Origin of the sequence: Cohnella luojiensis (assembly GCF_004564235.1) — a bacterium.
In the GTDB taxonomy this organism is placed as follows: domain Bacteria; phylum Bacillota; class Bacilli; order Paenibacillales; family Paenibacillaceae; genus Cohnella; species Cohnella luojiensis.
Genome location: NZ_SOMN01000002.1, coordinates 322239 through 340672, shown reverse-complemented (window position 1 = coordinate 340672; position 18434 = coordinate 322239). Strand labels below are relative to the sequence as shown.

At 45.0% G+C, this 18434-nt stretch carries 16 protein-coding genes; 2 read left to right on the top strand and 14 right to left on the bottom strand.

The genetic code is table 11. The features are described 5' to 3' along the window. Nucleotides 1–8 precede the first annotated feature (8 nt). On the top strand, nt 9–116 hold the full coding sequence (locus E2980_RS25070; protein WP_420808602.1) for an IS3 family transposase: 108 nt from the start codon (nt 9–11) through the stop codon (nt 114–116). Nucleotides 117–484: 368 nt separating this feature from the next. Here the strand turns inward: E2980_RS25070 and E2980_RS24030 are convergent, their stop codons facing one another. Next, the gene (locus E2980_RS24030; protein ID WP_167746959.1) at nt 485–655 is read right to left on the bottom strand and encodes a hypothetical protein; all 171 of its coding nucleotides are present in this window, start codon (nt 653–655) and stop codon (nt 485–487) included. Between the two features lie 222 nt (nt 656–877). Here E2980_RS24030 and E2980_RS03610 point away from each other — a divergent pair, with 222 nt between their 5' ends. Beyond that, nucleotides 878–1198, top strand: coding sequence for a spore coat protein (locus E2980_RS03610; RefSeq protein WP_240702839.1), 321 nt, complete (start codon nt 878–880; stop codon nt 1196–1198). A gap of 27 nt (nt 1199–1225) precedes the next feature. On the opposite strand, the gene E2980_RS03605 is transcribed toward E2980_RS03610, so the two are convergent. The 13 genes from E2980_RS03605 to E2980_RS03545 all read right to left on the bottom strand — a co-directional run bounded on the left by E2980_RS03605 (nt 1226) and on the right by E2980_RS03545 (nt 18429). Further along, nucleotides 1226–1594: a hypothetical protein gene (locus E2980_RS03605; RefSeq protein WP_135150749.1), complete on the bottom strand. Its 369-nt coding sequence runs from the start codon at nt 1592–1594 to the stop codon at nt 1226–1228. A gap of 299 nt (nt 1595–1893) precedes the next feature. Further along, entirely contained in the window at nt 1894–2379 is a 486-nt protein-coding gene (locus E2980_RS03600; protein WP_135150748.1) for a hypothetical protein, read from the bottom strand. Further along, nucleotides 2379–4046, bottom strand: coding sequence for a type 2 periplasmic-binding domain-containing protein (locus E2980_RS03595; protein ID WP_135150747.1), 1668 nt, complete (start codon nt 4044–4046; stop codon nt 2379–2381). The genes E2980_RS03600 and E2980_RS03595 overlap by 1 nt, the downstream gene beginning before the upstream one ends. A gap of 2 nt (nt 4047–4048) precedes the next feature. After that, entirely contained in the window at nt 4049–5698 is a 1650-nt protein-coding gene (locus tag E2980_RS03590; protein WP_135150746.1) for a response regulator, read from the bottom strand. Continuing rightward, complete coding sequence (locus E2980_RS03585; RefSeq protein WP_135150745.1) at nt 5673–7430, bottom strand: cache domain-containing sensor histidine kinase; 1758 nt, start codon at nt 7428–7430, stop codon at nt 5673–5675. Before E2980_RS03585 ends, E2980_RS03590 begins: the two co-directional genes overlap by 26 nt. A 31-nt stretch (nt 7431–7461) precedes the next feature. Then, nucleotides 7462–9657, bottom strand: coding sequence for a carbohydrate-binding protein (locus E2980_RS03580; RefSeq protein ID WP_167746958.1), 2196 nt, complete (start codon nt 9655–9657; stop codon nt 7462–7464). Between the two features lie 97 nt (nt 9658–9754). Beyond that, nucleotides 9755–11137, bottom strand: coding sequence for an ABC transporter substrate-binding protein (locus tag E2980_RS03575; protein ID WP_167746957.1), 1383 nt, complete (start codon nt 11135–11137; stop codon nt 9755–9757). Nucleotides 11138–11244: 107 nt separating this feature from the next. Then, nucleotides 11245–12264, bottom strand: a complete 1020-nt coding sequence (locus E2980_RS03570) for a carbohydrate ABC transporter permease (protein ID WP_135150742.1) — start codon at nt 12262–12264, stop codon at nt 11245–11247. 4 nt (nt 12265–12268) lie between these two features. Continuing rightward, nucleotides 12269–13147 (bottom strand): carbohydrate ABC transporter permease, encoded by an 879-nt coding sequence (locus E2980_RS03565; protein WP_135150741.1) that lies wholly within the window; start codon nt 13145–13147, stop codon nt 12269–12271. Beyond that, nucleotides 13144–15444, bottom strand: a complete 2301-nt coding sequence (locus E2980_RS03560) for a DUF5696 domain-containing protein (RefSeq protein ID WP_135150740.1) — start codon at nt 15442–15444, stop codon at nt 13144–13146. Before E2980_RS03560 ends, E2980_RS03565 begins: the two co-directional genes overlap by 4 nt. A gap of 12 nt (nt 15445–15456) precedes the next feature. Then, a complete protein-coding gene (locus E2980_RS03555; RefSeq protein ID WP_135150739.1) occupies nt 15457–16071 on the bottom strand; it encodes a YIP1 family protein in 615 nt (204 codons plus the stop codon). Beyond that, nucleotides 16068–17561, bottom strand: a complete 1494-nt coding sequence (locus tag E2980_RS03550) for an NHL repeat-containing protein (protein ID WP_135150738.1) — start codon at nt 17559–17561, stop codon at nt 16068–16070. The genes E2980_RS03555 and E2980_RS03550 overlap by 4 nt, the downstream gene beginning before the upstream one ends. A 13-nt stretch (nt 17562–17574) precedes the next feature. Then, entirely contained in the window at nt 17575–18429 is an 855-nt protein-coding gene (locus E2980_RS03545) for a carbohydrate ABC transporter permease (RefSeq protein ID WP_135150737.1), read from the bottom strand. Nucleotides 18430–18434: the final 5 nt, after the last annotated feature.

Genomic DNA, 18434 nt, shown 5'->3' with positions numbered 1-18434 from the left:
AACAAGAGATGTTTGAGTATATTGAGCTTTTCTACAACCGTAAGAGAATCCATGGTTCATTGGGTTACGTATCACCTTTACGTTTCGAAGCCCTTTACTACAGTAACATTAGTTAAATTCTCTTATTAAGTGTCCACTTTCTTGACAGAGGTCCATTCCTGCCGTTAACCGTTCCGCCGGCTTGCCTAACTCCAACCGTAACGGCAATTTCTGCCGTTAACCGTTCCGTCGGCTTGCCTAACTCCAATCGTAACGGCAATTCCTGCCGTTAACCGTTCCGCCGGCTTGCCTAATTCCAATCGTAACGGCAATTCCTGCCGTTAACCGTTCCGCCGGCTTGCCTAATTCCAATCGTAACGGCAATTCCTGTAGTTAACCGTTCCGCCGGTTGCCTAACTCCAATCGTAACGGCAATTCTGATAGGGGAACAAAAAGAAGCCTTATATCTCAAGGCTTCTCGATTTGTATGTATGGTGCGCGGGTCTTAGTTGCCATGTTTTTCGCTTGGCGGTCTTTCATCGAACGCCCCCGTTGTTGGCGCCACGGGGGGATCAATGTTCTCAGGTTCATGTTCTCTCGTTTCGTGAAGATCCGTTGCTCCCGCCATATGAGTACGAAGATCTCTTAGTTCCTCGTTAGTCTCGGTCTGATCCATAGTATCAACTCCTTTTGTCCTCCATTTTCCTGTTTTATCTTTTCTCAGGAAGAAATATTTATTCCCCCGCTCTTTTGTTAATAGGAAAAATTATCATTACTAAAAGTTAGGCATATGGTATCCCATAAACAAAACAGCTTAATGGACTTCAAAATGAATTTCCCCCACGTCAATGACCCTACACTCCGGGGATTATATGCAGAAGCCATTAAGGGATTTGAAATGAATCTGAAAGAGCTGCTTCCGTATTTTCAATTGGCTCCTGTCCCAACCCGAAACGCATCCCCTGAAGATCTTACGGCATTTTTCGCAGCACATTTACTTATCTGTGCAAAGACGTCTGTTCGTAATTATGCGATTGCAATAGCCGAAACTGCAACGCCATCTTTAAGAGCCACATTAACAAAACAGCTTGTTAAGATGATTCAGCTCCATAGTAAAGTGTTTTATTTCATGCTTGAGCGCGGTTTATATCCGTCTTATAATTTAGAACAGCTTCTTGCCAATGATGCTAAGAATGCTCAAATGGCAATTCAGATGTAAATTCAGGATAGATATTTCCCGTTGCATTTAAAGAGCGCCACAATCCTTTGCGATCTTCATAGCCTTTTCGCCGTTCTCTTCTTGTACGATTGCGGTCAGAATAATATCTACCCCGGAGACCATATTGCCAGCTCCTCCGGAACTTATACCGCTTGCGCTTGTACTAGTCGCAGCCAAAATTCCGGCATCCCTTCCGAAGTTTCCGCCAAGAGTCAGCGAACCCAAACTCGGTACATCGCCTGTTATTGGATTTAACGGGTCGGAACCGTCGCCGGGATATCCATCGAATCGATCAATAGCCGACTCAATCACTTCAAATTCACTTTTCATTTGTTCCAAGGCTTTACTTGCTTGTTCGGGGGAATTGAAATAAACGATTATCGGTTTTTCTGGCATATCAGGAATCTCCTTCGTATCTAGTCTGTATTCACCTGAATTAGCCTACCCGATAAGGAATGAAGTATTCAGAATTCAAGATATCATGACAAGCTTATAGAGTTTGTCGTTGTTCCACCAATTACCTAATGAATTCGATATACGAATCGTATATCATAGGATATAGAGGAACTTGCAAATATTTATGTTTGCACTTTTCTTCATAACCTTTTTTTCCTCCTTGGAGCCACACCCAGTGGCTCCTTTTTTGCATTAGAGTTCACGGAATGCGTGGCTCGGTTAATAAAAGAAAATTATAGCTAATTCTCCAATACATCAAGACAAACCGTGTGCAGCTCTATCCTGCCGCGATGGACGCACACCTTCACGATAGACTCCTCCGCAGGAATTAACGATGCGATGATAGTCTTTGAGACGTTTACCCCAGCGGATAGCTCCGTCTGAGCGATCTCGCGCCCGTCCTGCTGAACGGATACCCATGCATCTGCGCGGCATTGGAGTTCCAGCCCAACGGTGCAACCTTCACCGATGGCATTAAAGGTGTAGGAGGCGAATTCACCTTCTTCCAGCTCCAGTGCAAGCAAATCCCATCCGCTGTCGAACACAAACTTTTTCTTCTGCGGCGTATCGGTGATTGGGTTAATGCGCATCTCGGTTTGTGTACGGTAGGCATAGATGTTGCCCTCGTCGCGCAGACCGCTGAAGGACACTCCTTTGCCGGGAAACTCGTCGAAATCCGTACCCCGTACACGACAACCCGGTTGGCGGAACGCCGCATGAGTCATTATTTAACCGATTCATACCACGCGTTGACTTCCCTTGTCAGTTGGTCGCCGCCTGAAGCTTTCCACTGCTTAACGAAATCGCCGAATACATTGACCGGAAGCTGTCCGTAAATCATTTTGGAGAATGCCTCTCTTTCCATTTGAAACAGCAATTCTCCTTTCAACTTCGTTGTCTCTGTCGCTTCACCATCATATAAATTCGCGAAATGAATCCCTTGTTTATCATAGTCCAATACGATTGAAGCAGCTTCGATTTCTTCTACGGTCCGTTTGGCCTTCACTTGTTTCTCGAAGGGGGTGACCGGTTCTTCCTTAGCAAGTTTGGCTAAAGTCTCAATCATCAAGTCGGGAATGCGGGCCCCTTCGTAGGTCAAAGAGTAATCCATTGGGCTGACAAACTCGGGAGTATCTTTGACCAATTGACCATCCACGATATTATAGTCGTAGCCTTCTGCAAAGCCGTATTCGAATTCTGAACCTGCTGCAGGGTTGGCGTAATGCTCAAGCAAATAATTGTAATAATAAAAGTATGCTTCCGGGTGTTTGCTATCTTTATTTATAAGAATGGTTCCATTAACCGGGGCCGAGCCTCCTGCACGCACTCCTCTTTTCCCATCCGGTCCCGCCGGTACGGGATAGGCTTTATATTTCGCTCCTGCAACCGTTTGCTTCAATAACGGCAGCGGCCAATCCGGCATCCAGTGCGGACCGGCAATAATTCCAGCTTTGCCGGAGGTGAATAACTCGGAAGCTTTGGTTTCATCCCACATACTGGCTTCCCGAGCAATATAACCTTTTTTTATCCATTCGTTTAATTTCGATAAGGCCAGCTTGGCCCCAGGTTGTATGGAGCCGTATACGAGCTTGTCCCCTTCTTTATTCCATTGACTGTTAATAGCGCCATACGCTCCGAACAACCAACTCAAATCCGACATCCACGTATTGAGCTGCATCCGTAAAGTAACCGCTATTCCATAAGTATCATTCTTTCCATTGCCGTCCGGATCCTGATTGGTGAATACGTCCATGATCTTTTCCAAATCAGCAATGGTTTTCGGCGCTTTCAACCCGAAGCTCTCCATCCAATCCTCGCGCATCCACAAAACGGATTCTGTGTTCATGGAATAATCAAGAAGCGGCAACCCGTACTTCTTACCGTCTCTTGTCACGCTGTACCACATGGACGGATACTTTTCAGCCGCATCCTTCCAGATCGGACTTGCAAATTGTTCGAACAGATCGTCAATGGGCATAAATCGGCCGGAATCCAGCAGTTGATTCAACGTTTCATAAGAACCGCGATAAGCAATAATATCGGGCAGTTCTTCATCGGCAGAGATGGATAGCTTTAGTTTTTTAGCGAAAGCATCGTTCTCATCGGTTACGACCCATAATGTTTTTAACTTAATTCCGAGAGTTTCCTGCAACCAGCTTGTAAAAACGTTATGATCCCAATTCTCGCCTTTAATAAATTTCGTAGAAGCCGAATTGTGCTTAACGACTCTAGTTATTGTGATTGGCGGGTCGTATTTTCCGTTAATCCAATGGCTCTCATTAATCTCAACATTTGTTGTAATGAGGTTTTTGGAGTTGCTTTTGATCCACTGAAATCCAACGATTCCACATAACACAGCGACGATCAGGACGAATACAGCGGTTTTCTTCATCTCTATTCACCTCTTAGAACATCGCGATATTCTTGCGGTGTCATTCCATAATCTTTGCGGAACTGTTTGATAAAGTAAGTCGTGTTGGACAGTCCGATGAGTTTTCCGATTTCATAAACTCTATTTTCTGTTTGTTTTAACAAAAGTGCGGCTTTCTCCATCCTTAGGCGTTGCACATACTGATTGATGCCCTCCCCAGTCTCCATCTTGTACACTTTAGACAAGTATGCCGGGTGCAAGTAAACCTGTTCCCCCAGCGTCTGTAACGAAACGTCCCCTGCAAGGTTATTCTCGATATACCGTTGTACTCTATGTACGATTTGACTACGGTTGTCTTTCATTTCAGTAAGAGATTCATCACGCAGCTGCCGAAGCATCTTTATCGATAAATCCATTAATTGAACCGTGTTGCGATAATAATTGCCATCGATCAGATGATCCAGTTCGCTCCCTAAAAAATCCGATATTTTTTTCCCGTTTCGATGCAAGATGTAAGTGAAGGCATTGTAAATATGAAAATATACCTCTATTAAATTGTCTCGGGTTGCATATTTGTCGTTGGAGAATTGATCGAATATTGATCTTAGCTTGAGTTCCCCCTCCTGCCATCTTCCTGTCTCCAGGAGCTGCGACAATACAGGCGGTTCATAGAGCGAAGAAATTGGCTGAATATCCTTCTCTGTCGAGAAGCTTGATAATTTCATATAGAAACTATTGTCTCTACCGATTTGTTGACGATACATAAGCAACATTTCATGATATGTGCTCGAGAGACGGTTTGGAAAAACCTCCCATCCGCCCACTAATATCGTTACCTGACCCTTCAGAAAAACCTTTACATTATGTTGTATACGAGAGAATAGGTTGTCTACATATTCATTCTCGTTTAGATACAGTAAGGTTAGATAACGTCCTTGCTCCGCTTCATCCCATTTCCACTTCATTAAGAAAACATGATAATCGTACTCATCCTTACTGTACCAAACATCAGCGGTTTGCCCTAATATTTCCTCCACAATGTTATAAACGGCATACTCAAGCAAATGTCTGCTGCCTAAATCAAATGATTGGAAACCCTCTTCCAATCGCATCATAAACATATGATATCGATCTCCAAATACGATCGGTACTTGCAGGAGTTCCAGCTTCCGTTCCCAAACTGTTTGAGGATATTTACGTCCCTGCAATAATTCAAGGAGCAGGTTTCCTTTTAACAACGACAAATTATCTTTAATAGCACGGACTGCTTGTTCATTCGAGCTAATCTCCAGCCACTCAGATTGAATCTGCTTGACTAGTATACTTATTTTGTCGATGACTTCTTCATTCAGTACAGGCTTGAGCAAATACTCGACCGTTTGCAATTGTATCGCTTTTTGAGCAAATTCAAACTCCGCATAGCCGGACAAAATCAAACACTTCGTTCTCGGCCATATCTTTCTGACTTCCTCGATCATTTCGAGCCCGTTCATCTTCGGCATATGAATATCCGTGATGATGATATCGACTGGATTCTCCTTTAACGTTGTAAGGGCTTCCATTGCAGAATAAGCTTTGTGCACTTTGTTAATCCCCAAAGCTGCCCAATCGATTGTATCCGCTAAACTATCAACTGCATGAGGCTCATCATCTACGATCATCAATCCCATCATGGGTGCTCACCACGCTTTCAACGTCTTTCCAATAAAGGATCACTTTAAGTCCGCCTGATTCCGAAGAGGATACCTTTATTCCTGCGTCATCGCCAAAATGCATCAGTAAACGTTTATGTACATTCCGTAGACCGGTTCCGATATCCCCGCCAATCGGTTGTTGCAACTGACTCATCAGAACCTCAATTTCTTCATCCGTCATTCCAACGCCGTTATCTTCTACAACGACCCGAATCTCGCCGTTTTCTTTATCCGCTCGAATCCATAAACGACCGTGTTCGCCCGTTTTTTCCACGCCATGTTTAACGGCATTCTCAACGATCGGTTGGATTAGCAGCTTAGGAATCATAATGGATTTGATAGAGTCCGGAATATCGTATTCCATATCAATCTGCACGAATCGCATTTGAATGATTTTCAAATAGTGCAGGGTAAATTCCATCTCAATGCTGAGAGGAACGGTTTCCGTTTCTATGCGGGTAACATAACGATAATATTGGCTTAGATGGTAGGTCATCATGACAACATCATCGTGCTTTTTTAATTTTGTCATATTCATAATAAAGCTTAGACAATTATATAAAAAATGAGGATTGATTTGCGATTGCAGCTGCTTCAAGGTTGCATTCCTGGATTGAAGCTTTTCTTCATATACCTTTTCAATCAAGAGCCTGATCTGCAACGTCATCTCGTTAAATCGATCGAATAAATATTGAAACTCTTTATTGCGGTTTGTACGCAGAGGAGTCACATAGTCTCCCTGCTTCACCCGCTCGATATTTCGAATCAACTGCATAATTGGAAACTGCACATTTCGATATAGCGTTAAGGCAAACACGACACCGACGGCAAGCAGTAAGGATATCGTGATATAAAAGTTGATTTGGCTCAATCGAATAGGGTGAAGAATGGTTTCCTTTGGGACATAATCAACGATGTACCACCCAAGACTGGAAACCCTTTCATAATAGAGTTCGTAAAAAACGCCTTCTACATTAACACGGAAATTGCCTGATTCCGACAGTTTTTCATTCTGCAGCAATTTTTGTAATTCATTCATATGGTTATGTATTCCCGATTTGGCCGTAATGATATTTCCTTGATCGGCAGAGAACAGAAAAGCTTGGCCGTTGCTAACCGATTCATACTGATCTAGCATATTTTCTATATTACTTCTAGGGAAGTTTACTTCAATAACAGCATGGATATCTTCAAACCGTTTATAAACAGCCGGAACCACGGAGTAATAATAGAAAGTCTCTTGCCCCTGTGCCGGTTGATCCCGAAGCTGCCAGGTATTATCAGTCACATATTGGCGTAATTGCTCAGGATCAAAGGACTCCGCGGTTGATCCGGATAAAGCTCGTTTCTCCTGCATGGAGAATACGGTAGTTTTGCTTGGCCACGTTGTGGATATGCTATAAAGCTCCAATTTCTCAAGAATCGAAGAATACAACCGCATTTCCTCATAGTCTGTTCTCTTGAAGGAGTATCCCATAAACTCTCTAACATTCGGGTCTTGCGTCATATTTACCGCAAAATCCGATAACTGGTTGACGGAGTTGTCCAACTGTTTCGAGAAGAAAGATAATTGTTTCGATGTAGAGTTCTGGATCAATTTCTCTACAACTTTGATGCTGGTGCTGTTGCTGATACTATAGAAAATAAGAGTGGGGATGAGAAGAAGCAATATCACAAGAATCATTTTTGTAAACACATTGAGCTTAACCATGATATTTCCCCTCGTACAGACTTCTTGCTGTTTATTTGGTTTCCTTATTATACACAATAGGTTCCAATTTGAACCAATTAATATTAAAGCCCGACCCCTTAAAGTAGATTTGCAGAATCCTTTGTCCTTCCGACAATTTCACTGGTTTACTCTCGATCGTCTTCCAATTTTGCCAGCCTCCCGTGTTTTCAACCTCCGTCGAGACTAGAGTCGTATCGTTTTCCCTTAGCTCAATCGTCCCTTGAGCATTCATTCCGGCTATTCGATATGAAACCTTGTACAAACCAGTGTTTTTAACATCAACTGGATAGTTCATCCAATCGCCGGAATCGATCCATCCAACGTTAGACCCGCCTTCCGAGCTTTTCTCCATCTGTCCGTCATTGGTGGCCATATAAGCCTCTGCTTCAATTTGACCGGGTATTCCGGAAGGTAATACAAATTCAAATTTCCCTGTCTTAACTATTGAATCCGATAACCCTTCTTTTATCGTTATTGCCTTGATTTCCTTATTCGCACTCGCTCCTGTAAGCGTAATAGGTCCCGTATATAATTCTGAACTTCCTGTCGGAAACGATCCATCGAGCGTATATCGAATTGAGGCTCCTTCAGTTTCGGAGGCCAAATTCACCGTTACCTCCCCAAAAACCTTACCCCCATCAGGTGTCATTGTTGGAATTTTCGCTCTCTCTTGGAGCTTTCCGCTGCTCCATGCCTTCCAGCTAATGGTGGCAACTGTTTTCTCTGGAATGACAACCGGAAGCTCACCGTTTGCATATAGGACACGGAATTCCTCGGATAAGCTGCTGTTGTTGACGATAACCATCACGATGGTGCCATCCGGATTTTTGAAGGCAATGTTGGAGACATCCGGTCTTTTCTCTTCTTCTCCGGTCATCTTGGCCTCGAATACGTCGAAATTACTATCAAAATAATTGCTCTCCAGCCTTAGAGCGCCTCTCTCGATAAATTTGGTGAAGTTCCCCATCATATAGGATTCAAAGTTGATCGTATAATCGTCGGGATCATCCGCATTGATGGTAACAAGCGTTCTTCCCGCCTTTGTACTCGATACGTTAGGTTTGCCTCTGCTATCAAGCAATGTCACCCAAGCGTTATAACTTCTGGCATAGTTTCTGAAATATTGAATGATCCGATCGGCCCCTTTAGTACCCCACACCGAGCGCTCTGTCATATAGATCGGCTTGTCGGGGTGCGCTTCATAGGCCTCGCTCATACTGCTCAAATATCCCCAGTAATCATGGAAGGACGTTCCATCGGAAAGTGCGTAGGCTTCGGGATCATTATAAATTTGATTGTTTTGCTGTTCCCAATCAAAGATATTAAATTCATTGACCCATACCTGTGTATTGATTTTCTTTCCATGCTCGGTACTGTTAAATTCTTTTTTTAATAGCTTGAGAAAGTCGATCTGTTGCTGCAAGGAAAACTCGGTCATCGGATAATCAACATGAATACCCGGTTCATTCTGCAAGCCTATCGCATAGATTGGAATGCCTTGTTTATCATAAGCCTCAATGGCTTTACGGTAATAAAGCGCGAGTGCCTGTAAATATTCACTTTTTATTTTACCGCTTTTCGTCGGGCCTCCGTCCAACCTTCCACTATCTTTCATCCAGGCCGGCACGCTCCAAGCAGATGCGATGATTTTCAAGTTCGGATTATAGCTTAGTGCCTGCTTAATTACGGGTACGATCTGATAGTCAATATCCTTTTGAATAGAGAAGTGCTCCATGTGGACATCCGTACCCTTAGGGGGGTTGTCGTTGTAACTATACCATTCTCTGCCTGTAAAATCGGAAGTCCCAAGCGTGATGCGCATAACATTCCAGCCCAATCCATCCACAGGATCCATCAAATATTTCAGAACTTTTTCTCTATTCTTCTTGCTCATTCTCATCAGATTATAGACCGTAGACTCTTCCAGAGAAGAACCCATTCCAAAATAGGGTTGGTACGTAATTGAATCGTCCAATATAAACGTTCTTATATCCTCTTTCGTACTGCCTATGGGTTGAAATAATAGATTCGACTGCTTGTCCAATTGATGTTTTCCGCTCTCCGATGTGTACCATACCTCAGCACTCTTGGAGGCGTTCGGCTCATCCATCGTATCCTTCGTGCGCTTCATAGCCGTATACCCAATCGCAACGCCTGCAGCCAGAACAAGCAAACAAGAACCGACAATCACTTTACGGGTGGTCATCGCTACTACTCCTTTATTGGTCATTCTTAAAACAACGGTTGCTGCTCCCTAATATCTGGGAACAGCAACCGGTTGTTAGGTGTTGTTAATCCTTTTACTATTTTCGTGAGTCAAGCAGCTTCTGTCTTTCCGCTGCAACTGCCGACATAATATCGTCCTCTATTTTCTGAAGTGCGGCTTTCGCATCTAGGTTTTTATCCATGATCTCACCAATCCCCTTACCCCAAATCTCATTGGCTTTATCATCCAATGGAGTAGCTGTCGATGACGGAACCTTGCCAAGCAGCGCCGCATACAGCTGGTTCAAGTTTTGGTTGCCGAAATATTCATTCTTCACATTCTTGAACTCTGGGAATTCCCAAGCTGGTTTCCAGCCGGGCATAGTGCCTTTCTTGGTCCAGATCAATTGGCCCTCAGGAGAAGCAAGCGTGAACTTGAGGAATTCCCAAGCCAATTGCTTATTCTTGCTTTGAGAGAGAATCGATAATACGGAACCGCCTTGTCCACCATAAGCCCCGAACGGTAATCCTGTTGCACGCCATTTGCCGGATTGCTCTGGTCCTGCCCAACCTTCAATGATTTTTGCTCCCCATGAACCCATGTAGACAAATGCCAGTTTACCATTCTTGATTGCTTGTTGACCTTCCTCGCCCCAAATCGATTGACCCAGGAACAATTCTTCCTGTGCGATTTGCTTGGAAATATCGATGCTCTTCGCGAAACCTTCCGTATTGCGACGATAGTTCAGATCATTATCAAAAAACGATATCCCGCTATTCATTAGGCCAACGGGTTGGTCTCTCCACTCGAACAGATTAATACCTTTACTTTTCAGCGTTCTGGCCATGTTCATGACATTGTTAGGATCCACCATGAACTGCATCAATTCCGCTGGATCCGTTGGGAATCCGTTTTCTTCAAGAATATCGGCACGATAGAAGGTAACAGCCGGCGGCATATCCCATGGCATACCGATCAATCTCTTGCCATCGATCGACATCCATCTTGACCAGTTTGCTTCTGTGAAATCACCTTGGAATTGTCCTGCATCATACGGTTCTTGGAGCAAATCCTCAAGACCCTCGTTAGAAGTAAACTGTTTGAAGTATCCGCCTTCTACGAACAGAATGTCAGGTCCACCCGTACCTGCAGCAATTGCCGTTAGCGCTTTTTCGTGCATCTCTTTTATATCCATGCTAATAACGTTGATCTTCACATTTGGATATTTAGCTTGGAACGCTTCAACTGTTTCTGGAAACATTTTGGGGTCGAACGCCCAAAGCTCAAGCTCGCCTGAGAGATCCTTGACTGGTTCTGCCGATGGCTCTTCGGATGGCGTGGAAGCACTTGCAGTTGAAGCTGCTGTTGCTGTTGAAGCATTTGGCTCAGCCGAATCCGTTTTATTCCCCCCGCCGCCACATGCTGCTAGGAGTACCGTAAAGGTAAGCATAATAGCCAAAAACAATGTCATTTTCTTCATTGCGCACATTCCTCCGTTTTTTGTTTTTCATAACACGATCCACCCTTGAACCTATCAGAACGGTTTCTCTAGAGAGCTCACCTCCTTTAATGAATCAAAGTAGGGTACTATTCACCCGCAATCCCCGCACGTTCAACGCTTTCAACGAAGTATCGCTGGGTGAATAAGTACAGAATGAGCATGGGCAGAATCGACAGCATGGCACCCGCCATCACTTTGTTCATGATTGTTGGGGCGGCACCGATGGTTTGCGCAGCTGTGAGTCCTGAAGTAGCAGCATCAATTTGCGAGGACCCTATGCCGTTAAAGATGCCTAGCGTTTGTGACAGGTTATAAAAGTTAGGGATTCGCAAAAATAAATTGGGTTCAAACATGTCATTCCAATGCCACACCACAGAGAATAAGAAGACGACTAACATGGCCGGACGAGCAAGCGGGAGCATGATGGTCCAGTAGGTTCGGTATGCGCTTGCTCCATCAATTCTCGCTGCTTCCTCCAGCACATAAGGCAATCTATGGAAAAACTGAATGAAAATAAGTACGAATAATGCACCTTTTAGACCATGACCCATGGCACTGGGTATGACAAAGGGATAAAACGTATTAATCCAATGGAAGTCGGAAAATAGCTGGAACAACGGAACTACGATCGTTTGCGGTGGAACTAGGAAAGCAAATAGGACAAGCGACAAGCAAGCCGTATAACCAGGGAAGCGATATCGCCCGAGCGCGTACCCCGCTAGCGCACAACTGAAAACTTGCAGCAACGCGCTCCCGAAGGAGATGACGACGCTAAGCCCAAACGCATCCCAGTAAGTTCTGTTCGCCGAACCACCCAGCGCGGCAAAGGCGTCTTTGTAGTTCAGAAGGTTTAAGGCGCGCGGTATCCACTGGACAGTCGAATCTGATACATCCGATGGCATCATCAGCGATTGCGATACGATAAATAAAAGCGGATATACGAACACAAAGGAAAGAGCAGACAAAACGAGATACAGTGATATTCGACTAATGATTAAGGTGACTTTTTTCTTCACGGTATATGGCCATGCATGCGTTTGATTGCCCAGGTCCATTACCGATTTCCTTACCTGTAACAGCTTGTCCAAGGAGAGGCTGCTTTTCATTGATTTATCTCCTCCCTTCCGTGCTGGATAAGCTCTTGCGGAAGATCAAGAATACGAGTCCTATCAATAGGAAGATCAGGATAAAATAAATCCAGCCGATCGTCGATCCGTAGCCGTAGTCGTTCTTACTAAATACGACGTCTCGGATGTATAACATCATTTCATTTCTTGCCGATGTAAAGGAGTTCACGATCGTGAACAGCGTGTTCACCAAGATCATTGGAGTGATCATCGGAAAGGTGATTTTCCAAAAGCTCTCCCATTTCGTCGCTCCATCTATATCCGCAGCTTCATATAAGGATAACGAGACCGTCTGCAAGCCTGCTAGGAAGATTAGGATTTGTACGCCAGAGTCCCACATAACAAGCGTCAGCTTGTCTGCCAAGGTAAGCAGAGGCTCTAGGACGTCCCTAGGAATGATATCGACTAAGGCAAGAAACAAACTCGAAGACGTGAATAACGGCATCCGCTCTGCGCCTTGCTCCAGCATCTCAACGAGCACCGCACCGGATGCGATGATGACGGGGAGGAAAAATACCCCCCTGAAGAAAGTCCGGCCAATCATTGGACGATTCAATAGCAAAGCCGCAAACATCGCAAAGATCAGGATAAGCGGAACTTGTATGAGGAGTCCGAGAATGGAATCCTGCAGAAGGGGTATGAAATTCACGTCGGTCGAGAACGCGCGTCGGAAGTTGGCCATCCCAATCCAGTTCGGAACGAGTCCTTCTTTGGTTACCTTCAATTGGTTAAATGAATAATACAAAGATCTTCCCAAGGGAATCGCCATAAATAAAGCGAATCCGATCAACCAAAGCGAGAGAAAGGAATAGGCCTCAAGCACATTCCGTGTCCGAATTGTCAACCGCATCCTCTTCTTCACTGGGCATCCCCTCCCTGAACGATGACGTAATCTTTAGCCGGCAACGTGTGTTTAGCCACCTGTTCAGCGCTATCTCCGTAATTGACCATGACATAAGTGCCATCTTCATAAGTGGTGCGGAACACCTCATTGCCAAGTTGTTCATGGCTTATGATTGCCATATTTCTCACAGGCTCTAAGAGCTGGACTGCCGCTTGATATTCACGAATAGACTCCTCTAACCAATCCGTATACTGACCGTTAAATAAACTTTCCATCATGGTGCGCGTCAATTTTGTCGTGGACTCATAGGTGAGCTCATAACTTGGCAGAGCACCGAATTCCAAACCGCGCAAAAATTCGGTATGCGGGTCATCCCTCAAATTAGATGGACTGAGCGTGTAGGGAATCAATCCGTGGATAGCGATTTGAAAAAATGGAACAACGGTATCCTCATAAGTGAAATGGCTGGAATCAACCGGAATGTTATCAATCCGATCCACGTTGGCTAACGTATAGGCGAATCCGTAATCTACAGCTGTCTTCCCAACCTTCTCCCTGAATAGGTTCAATGTTTGGTTCCATACTTCCGCCGTTGTACTCCGATCCGTCAAATGGTTCGGATCATGATCCGAATAGAGGGTATCCCCAAGATGCTGCAAATTTACACCCGCAATGCCGAGGTCGGCAAACTGTTTGACTTCATCTTGAATGTGCTTCTCGAATACCCGGTTTGGTTTCAACATATAGAACACTTCATCCCAATCCGAGAACCGGGTGCCGTTATAATAGATCGGTATTTTCCGAACCTCTTTATCAATCCCGCGAATGGCATCTTTGGAAGGCTTTAACGCATGGCTCGATTCGTACGGAGAGACATAATTCGCTTCCAAATAGAGGCCTACCCCTCGCTCTTTGGCATATGCAGCCAATTCCATCAGATCTTTCTTGCCACCCAGCTTCTTCTCCACTGGAAAATGGCTAGGTTGATTGCCGAATACGCCAGCACTGGACCAACCATTAATCGTAAGCTCCAGAGCTTTGACTCCTTTGCTCAAGTAGGTGTCAATGATCGTCTTGGCTTCGTCAAAGGTCGTCATATCGATATATGTCTTCCCAATCAGTTCATCCCTGCGCACTCCGCCGAACAATCGCAGATGCAGCGGTACTTGTTGCTGAACGACTGGCTTCACACCCTTGTCTTTCTGGAGATAATCGCGGTAGGCATGGGCCATTCCTACATAGTTAGCCTTATCCCCTGTCAAGAGCACATATCGTATCGTACGGTCACCCTTAATTCGATTGCCCTGGAAAAGGGGAATCTGACCCGAATTCCCGATAAAGATGATGTCGTCGTTGCGGTATACAAACTCTGCAGAAGCACGGTACATATCGATACCCCGCGTTCCCGGCAGCGTGGCGTTAACCTTCGCATCGTAGTCTCCATTCGTAATGATCGCAAGAAAGCCCTGGTTCTCACGATAGAGGCCATAAACCGGGAGCGCGGCAAATTCCTTAACATTAGGCTGCCGCACAAAGATTTCATACACTTCTGAATTTACTTTATTCTTGAACGCATGGTCGCCCCCATAGACATATTCGGAATAGCCGTCAAAATACTGAGGGTGAACCTCTTTAAAATGGATAAGTGATCCCGAGCCGTCCGGTACGAATACTGCACCTTTTTGCTGCTTGTTCTCCGCTCCGAAAAACGGCAGAAGCTCTAAACTAGTAATTTTGGATCTGCCATTTTCGTAAATCGAGGAATCCGGAATTGTCGCTTCGAAGCCCTGTTCCGTCAGCTTGTACTCCATTGCGAATCCGAACTTCAGCTTTTCGTCTTCGAAATCAAATGTAAACCGAACACCCCCATCGCGTTTCTCCATCTTCGTAACCGCTTTTTCCTTCTTCGGGTACGTTTGTGATGGGCTTACTCCTTGCGTGTATTTCACATGGACAGGCGCATTAATAAAGTCTTTGTTGTTCGGTGGCATCTTGGGATCGATCGGTGGGGAGCTGAACCATTCCTTCCCGGTGGACGTTTCCACCATTCGTACCATGCCAAGCTCCTCATTCACATATAGGCTGTAACGGCTGTTCTTCGCAACTAGCGTTTCGGCTTTCTCAAGCTCTTCCGTAATGGCTGTCGGCAGCGCAAAATCTTCTACGACTTCTACTTCTACTTCTTTCTTGTCTTGTTGAACGACTGCTTGTCCCGGTTTATCCTCTTTCTCCGATAGGAGGTAAATCGCTCCCGCAAGAACGATCAGAGCAATCGCAACAGCAGCGTAGGCCATTCGTTTTTTATGTCTGTTCACGCTTGCTTCCTCCTATAGGCGAAATTGAATTTCTTTCATTATCCCGATAACAAAATCGATGACTTGGTTTACCAAACCGAAAATGAGGAATCCGACAAACCAGATGATCAGCATCCCGAGCAAGGTTAATAAGGTGATCCAAAGCATCTTACCAAACTGAAAGTCGTGAAGAACCTTCACTTTCATTAAGAATAAAAAGGCGACCCACAAATAGATGGCATAGAGGATTGTAAAGTATGTATATTTTTCATCAAAGGTCAATATCTGCGAAAAGAGCGCTAACGGCAATGATAGAACAATATAAGGGATCATGGCATAAGCCGACGAGACCACGATATCCTTAAACTTGCCTTCTCCATCCAATATTGCACTGACCGCCCAATTGGATATGCACCAAGTGACCCAAGGCACAATAAGCCAGAAAGTCTCGAACACAACGGAAATCTGATAGGAGGCACGTCCTTCAAACGTATACCCCGTCCATGAAATCTTTAGAAGATGAACAATGGCCATTAAGACTAGCAAAATAATCGCGTGGCGCCATTTGGCTTGCCCTTCAACCTGAATATCATAGAAAAATTCAAACGGGTGAGCCAATACTTTGCGCGAGTTGCGGAGCAAATTCATTCGGAGAATCCCCCTTTCATACCGAACTCCGGCATTGCCGCCGAACTCGATTTGCGATTCAATCTCTTGCGAAGCAGTGGAAATCCGAATTTAAACAATAAGTAAACGATGATGATTCCTGCAACGACGCTGCCGAAGTTCTCGCGCAACCACTGTTTGCGGTATTCCCGAAGCGCAGTTGAATAATTAACTTGCACACGGCTCTTCTTGTGAAATGCCATCGCTTCCTTCCAGCGTTCCTCCTTCTCAAGTGCCTTGCCGATCGCTCCATAAGCAAGATCATAATTGCTATTGAGTTCAAGCACGCGCGTCCAAGGCTCCTTGGCTTCCGCATAGCGTCCATCCACGAACAGTTCCGAAGCATGATGGACGAGATCACCGAACGGCGTCGTTCGAAACCGATCGATACGGCCGCGTGTTTTATCTAAAACAAAGAGGCTACCGTCCGACGTCTGATCGATGGCAATGGGTGTCTTGAATAAACCATCTTGATCGCCAAGCCCCCCAAAGACGAACAACAGGCTGCGAACCTTGTCATATTGAAAGGCTTTCCCTGTTGAAATATCCAGCCCCGTTACAACGCCTTTCTTATCCACGGTAAGATCCACGAATGAAGCAATGTCGAAAGTTCCGATCGTAAACGTGTCGCCATAATCTTTGCGGTTATACTTTTTCGTCCAATCCGGATTGTAGGTATCTACGCCAACAGCGCTAAGCCGCTTAATCTGGTTGTATTCAGCTCCCAGAGTTGACGTCCAGATAAACCCTTCCTCATCCTGATATAGGTTTGAGAATTCCTGCGGCCTGACGGTTGCCAATTGGGCTCGTTGCTCATCGGTCGCGAATAAACGAACAAACAACCGCGCCCAACTAAATTCAATCATATTGGCTCCGAAATAACCTTTGAACTTGCCATTAGGATCGATTTGCAGCAATCCCGAACTAGTACCGTCGTTGGCAACGATCAGATAATCACGTTTGTCTACAATCAGCTTGGAAGGAGAGAAGATAAAGTTAGCTCCCAGCAATGGACTGGATGGCGTCAAGATCTCGCTCTTAAACGCACCGTCCTTGTCAAATATTGCAATTCTACTGTTTTGTGTATCGGCAACAAATAAGGTGCCGTCGTCTTTCACATATATCCCCTTGGGGCCGTTCAATTTGCCCGGGCCTTCCGCATCGCCGTATATCTGAATAAGCTCATGCTGATTGTCCAGCAATACAATCCGATTGTTGCCGCTATCCGCAATGTAAATATGGTCACTTTCATTTATGTAAATATCTTCAGGTGTCTTGAACGGGCCGGATGATAAATTCAAACCATCAATGGAATCCTTGTATAAATATCCGTTAATGGAAGGCGCGTCATGTCTGGAATTCCAGATATAACCTTCATATGGACTTCTCGCATAGACGCTAGATGTGGGGATGATGAAGATAAGTACCAAGCACATGAAGCATAGAATCCAATGGCTTATTGATCTCCTCACGAATGACTCCTCCCTATCCCTTCAGGCCAGAATGGGCCATTGTCTGTAGGACCATCCGCTGCGTGATGATGAATACTAGAATGGTTGGAATAATCATTAAGAAGCTAGCCGCCGCAAACGTGCCCACCCTGGCGACAACTCCCGCTCCGCCGCTTATGGTCTGTATGGCGATCGGCAACGACTTCATATCTTCATGAGTGGAATATACCATGGCCGGATACGGGTCGTTCCATGCTTGAATAAAGCTGAACAGCGCAAATGTGGCAATCGCCGGCTGCAACATCGGAAGGACTAGAACCCAGAATACCTTCCATTCATTGGCTCCATCTATTCTAGCTGCTTCCAATAAGGCTTCCGGAATTTGCCTTGCAAACTGCACCATAAGGAACATGCCTACAGGCGCGGCAAGATAGGGGATGATCTGGGCAAAATAAGTGTTCATAAGGCCAATTCTACTGATGACGAGATACTGGGGAATTTGCAGCACCATCGGGGAAAACATCAGTGAAAACACGATCATGTTAAAAATAGCGCTGCGAAACGGCATCTTGTGCTTGGCAAGGGGGTATGCGGCTAATGACGATATGAAAATACCGCCAGCTACAATTGCAGTAGTCACGATTAAGCTGTTAAAAATATAACGGGTAAAAGGTACAAACGAAGTACCTGTCACGAGCAACAATTGGTAGAAATTTTTGGTTGTCGGATTCATTACAAAAAATCGCGGTGGAAATAAGAACAATTCAGCCGTCGGCTTGAAGGCAGAAGACGCCAAGTACACGAGCGGAGCGAGCATTAAGAGTGCGAAAGCAGTAAGTAACAGGTAAAACAGCATTCTGCCCCAATCCATTCTCATCCCTTTTACCATGATGT